Here is a 3,435-nt window from a genome sequence, read left to right on the forward strand (position 1 = left end):
TCGCCGGGCCGGATGCCGCCTTGCATGCAGACTACCGCCTGTACGACGACGACTGGGATGTCACGGCGCACACGCTGGATCTTGCCTGGCACCAGAACCTGCCGGGCGGCTGGCGCGTGGTGCCGGGCCTGCGCTGGTACAGCCAGAGCCAGGCGTTCTTCTACGAGCCGTTCTACGCCGCGCCGCGCGGCGACGGCTTCGCCTCCAGCGATTACCGCCTGTCGCCCTTCGGCGCGCTGAGCCTGAGCCTCGGCGTGAACAAGGCGGTGGACGGCTGGGTGCTGAGCCTGCGCTACGAGAACTACGACAGCGACGAGCGCTACGCTCTGGACGACGTGGACGTCGAGAACCCCGGGCTGGTGGATTTCGACGTGCTCGCCTTCAGCGTCAAGAAGACCTTCTGAGCCCGATGCGGCTGCACCGCTACCCCTTCAAGGCGATGGGTAGCCTGTGCGAGCTGCAGCTCTATGCGCCCAGTCCCGCGGCGGCCGATCGCGCCGCGGCGCAGGCGCAGCGCGAGCTGCAACGCCTCGAGGCCGTCTACTCGCGCTACCGCGACGACAGCCTCGTCACGCGCATCAACCGCAGCGCCGGCAGCGCACAAGGCATCGAGGTGGATGCCGAGACCGCCGCGCTGCTCGACTACGCGCAGCAGGCCTGGCAGGAGAGCGACGGCCTGTTCGACATCAGCTCCGGCGTGCTGCGCCGGGTCTGGGATTTCAAAGCCGGGCGCCTGCCGACGCAGGCCGAGATCGACGCGCTGCTACCGCGCATCGGCTGGGACAAGCTGCGCTGGGACAAGCCGCGCCTGTGGCTGCCGGCGGGCATGGAACTGGACTTCGGCGGCTACGTGAAGGAGTACGCCGCCGACTGCGCAGCGCGCGTCTGCCGCGAGGCCGGCCTCGCTCACGGGCTGGTGGATCTCGGCGGCGACATCGCGCTCATCGGTCCGCATCCCGACGGCGCGCCCTGGCAGGTCGGCATCCGCAACCCCCGCGACCCCGAACGCGCCATCGCGCGCATCCCGCTGGCCGCGGGCGCCATCGCCAGCAGCGGCGATTACGAGCGTTTCATGGATGTCGGCGGACGGCGCTACTGCCACATCCTCAACCCGAAGACCGGCTGGCCGGTGCAGGGCCTGGCCGGCGTGAGCGTGGTGGCCGAGCATTGCCTGATCGCGGGCACTGCCACGACGGTGGCCATGCTCAAGGGTGCGGACGAGGGCCCGCGCTGGCTGGCGGCGCTGGGCCTGCCGTACCTGTGCATCCTGCCGGACGGCCAGCTGCTCGGCAGCGCCAAGCCAAGCGCTGAATAATTATCCAATATTTACAATCACTTATAATGCTTGAATTTAAAAGCTACAAATGTTACTTTCTTGGGGCACGGGGGTTCTCCACATGAATGCAGTCCTGCAACCCATGCTCCAGGCGCGGCAGCCGCTGCAGCAGCGCTCGCGCGACCGCTTCGAGCAGGTGCTCAAGGCGGCGGACGCGCTGCTGGCCGAGCGCGGGCTGGCCGGCTTCTCGATTCCCGAACTGGCCGCGCGGCTCGGCTACACCCGCGCCAGCATCTACAAGTTTTTCCCCACGCCCTACGCGGTACTCAACGAGCTGGCGCAGCGCTACCTGAAACTGCTCGAAGACGACCTGGTCGGCTTCGCCGCCGAACTGAGCCGCCAGTCCTGGATCGAAGTCGGCAATACCGTGGTCAACCGCGCCACCGCCTTCTACGAAGCGCATCCGGTGGCGCGGCTGCTGATTCTCGGTGGCCCGCTCACCGACGACGGCTACCGCGCGCAGGAGCTCACCATCCAGCGCCTCGGCACGCTGCTGCGCCAGCTGTCGCAGCAGCGCGGCATCCTGCTGCCGCGCGAGCCAGTGGATGTCGCCACGCAGGCGGTGGAGATCGGCACCGGCTGCTTCCGCCAGTCCTACTTCCGCCACGGCCGCATCACCGACGCCTATCGCAAGGAGGCGGCCTACGCGATGCTGGCCTACCTGTCGCGCTACGTCGGCGACGAAGCGGCGCGGCCGCGCAGCTGAGGCCGGCATGAGCCCGCGCCGCTTGCTTGTTCCGCTGCTGGCCCTGCTGCTATCCGCCTGCGGCGGTGACTACAGCGGCGGCGCGACCGGTGGCAGCACCGGTAACACCGGCAGCACCGGTAACACCGGCAGCGGCGGTTCGGGCGGCGACGATGCCGGGGGCGGCGGCAGCCCGCCGCCGGCGCTGCCGCTCTTGGGCAGCAGCCATGCACGTTCCTTCATGACCGAGTACTGCGAGGGCAAGCCGGATGCGGCGGTGCTGCCACAGGATCCGCGCGAGCTGATCCGCCCGGGTTTCAACGCGGGCCGGGCAGTGGCCTTCAACGTCTGGTGGGAAGACTGCACGGGCGCCAGCGGCAATCCCAACACCAAGCCGAAGACCTGCGGCGAGTATCGTTCACAAAAAGCCGCCGGCGAGCGGCTGATGCGCAGCGAGCTGGCGCTGAACATCGGCTCGGCCGAGCAATACAACCAGCTCTGGCTGCGCTGGGGATTGCCGGGCCGTCCCGCGGATTTCGATGCGCAGCTGCGCGAGCGCTACGGCCTGCCGCAGGCCAACTTCCGCAATCCCTATCCGCTGCCGGGCGAGGATGCGGCCGCGAGCAACGGCGGCAGCGGCCAGCTGCCCGCCGGCATCACGCAGCTGAAAGACGCCGACGGCCGCTACACGGGCAACCTGGGCATCACCTGCGACCTGTGCCACAGCGGCGAGCTGAAGGCCCTGGGCGAAGACCCGGCGCTGTCTTTCGTCGCGGGCCTCGGCGCGCATGGCGCCGACGGCCAGCTCGCGCTCGCCGACCTGCTGGTGCCGCTGATTCCCTTCGCGCTCAACAGCACGCGCGGCGTGACCAACGCCATGGGCCTGTCGGGTTTCCTGGTGGCGCTGGTGGACTTCGATTCGGTGGATTTCGATCCCGCCACCGCCGCGACCAAGGTCGCGCTGATGCAGATCCCCGGCAATACCAGCGGCGGCGGTGATACCAAGATGCCGGCCTGGTGGAACGCCAGTCACCGCCCGCGCAAGTTCTGGGATGCCGGTTATTCCTACGACGCCCTGCGCATGGACAACGTGATCCTGCAGGTGCTGCTGCCGATCACCAATCCCGGCCCCGGCGGCGGCAAGAAGCTGCGCGAGCTGGAGCCGCACGCGGTCGCCACCCAGACCTACCTCGAATCGCTGACCTCGCCGCCCTATCCGGGCGAGATCGACACCGCGCTCGCCGAGGCCGGCGCAATCCTGTTCCATGCCAAGGACCTGTGGGCCAACGGCGCCAACGCACACATCCCGCGCCCGCCCGGCAACGGCTCTTGCGCCGGCTGCCACGGCGCCTACGCGCCACGCTACGCCAACGACCCGGCCTACCTGGAGGATCCGCGTGTGGCGGGCATGGCC

4 protein-coding genes are annotated in these 3,435 nt (G+C 69.2%); all 4 read left to right on the top strand.

The genetic code is table 11. The features are described from left to right. Nucleotides 1-404: DUF3570 domain-containing protein (locus VNJ47_09060; GenBank protein ID HXG28981.1), on the top strand; the 404-nt coding region annotated here is incomplete at its 5' end. A 5-nt stretch (nt 405-409) separates the two neighbouring features. Beyond that, nucleotides 410-1,315 (top strand): FAD:protein FMN transferase, encoded by a 906-nt coding sequence (locus VNJ47_09065; GenBank protein ID HXG28982.1) that lies wholly within the window; start codon nt 410-412, stop codon nt 1,313-1,315. A gap of 82 nt (nt 1,316-1,397) precedes the next feature. After that, nucleotides 1,398-2,042, top strand: coding sequence for a TetR/AcrR family transcriptional regulator (locus VNJ47_09070; GenBank protein HXG28983.1), 645 nt, complete (start codon nt 1,398-1,400; stop codon nt 2,040-2,042). A 7-nt stretch (nt 2,043-2,049) separates the two neighbouring features. After that, nucleotides 2,050-3,435 (top strand): hypothetical protein (locus VNJ47_09075; GenBank protein ID HXG28984.1); only part of this gene is annotated, 1,386 nt, incomplete at its 3' end.

It is taken from the genome of Nevskiales bacterium, from assembly GCA_035574475.1.
GTDB lineage: Bacteria > Pseudomonadota > Gammaproteobacteria > Nevskiales > DATLYR01 > DATLYR01.

Coding starts and splice junctions, on each gene's coding strand:
- VNJ47_09065 (HXG28982.1), top strand. CDS start 410: ATGCGGCTGCACCGCTACCCCTTCAAGGCGATGGGTAGCCTGTGCGAG.
- VNJ47_09070 (HXG28983.1), top strand. CDS start 1,398: ATGAATGCAGTCCTGCAACCCATGCTCCAGGCGCGGCAGCCGCTGCAG.